The sequence below is a fragment of the Herbiconiux daphne genome, assembly GCF_024979295.1.
Classification (GTDB): domain Bacteria; phylum Actinomycetota; class Actinomycetes; order Actinomycetales; family Microbacteriaceae; genus Herbiconiux; species Herbiconiux daphnes.
The window spans coordinates 1-908 of record NZ_JANLCJ010000217.1; the positions used below are offsets into that span (position 1 = coordinate 1).

At 43.1% G+C, this 908-nt stretch carries 2 protein-coding genes; both read left to right on the forward strand.

From position 1 onward, the window contains the following. Nucleotides 1-513 (forward strand): hypothetical protein (locus tag N1032_RS24205; RefSeq protein ID WP_259543030.1); only part of this gene is annotated, 513 nt, incomplete at its 5' end. Between the two features lie 40 nt (nucleotides 514-553). After that, nucleotides 554-908 (forward strand): hypothetical protein (locus N1032_RS24210; protein WP_259543032.1); only part of this gene is annotated, 355 nt, incomplete at its 3' end.

Consider the following 908-nt stretch of genomic DNA (forward strand, 5'->3'; position numbering starts at 1 on the left):
GTGGCTACTCAGAAACAAGAAACTGATGCAATCGGTCAGGGCATCTTGAATGACCCATCTCTGAAATACGCTGGTAGTACATACAAACAACAAGCTAGTCGTTGGCTGTCCAACAAAGCTGGAGAAGGTCAAGGTGTTCAGTTGGATTCTCTTATTGAGAACTATAACCACAAACTTACCAACGCAGGTATGGCTAACTTGTATGCGGAAGCTGGTGGTTCTCGTATCTTTGCTAAAGAGATGGAGAACGCAGGTAAGAACTATCGTACACTCCGTGTCGATATGACTCCTCAACAGATTCAAGAAGCAATTCAGTATAACGCTGAGATTACCAACCGTCTGGTTGAACGTGCTAATGATTTGAATGATGCAATCGTTAAAGGTTCTCATCCAACTCATAACTACGAGAATGTTTCTTATGAAGACCAATCTCGTGGTGGTAATGCACCTTCTAATGTGTCAGGTGCTGGTGGACTTCCAGGTCTTAAAATCACTCGCGTTCCACAACGTTAATTGGAGGCCTTCGGGCCTCTCTTCTTATTAAGGAACTATAATGCCTTTACAAGCTGAATATAATGGTTTTAAATATGAGTTCCCAGATGGAACTTCAGAAGCGGACATTGCAAAAGCTGTTCAGCAACATCAACAACAAAATGTACAACCAAGTCATCAAACTCAAGATTTCTTAACCCCAGAGCAACGTGCTGCTGGTGGACAAGCTGCCCCACAGGAAGATGGTTCTATTTGGGGAGCCACTAAAGCTGGATGGAAGGCAATGGGTGCTAACGTACTTGCTGCTACAATCCAAGATGATAGTTCAGATTTATCTCGTTATCAGTTGGCTAAAGCTAAAAATGCTAATGCAGTAGCTGCGGCTGAACAGGAAAAATTAGGTACAGTAGGACAAG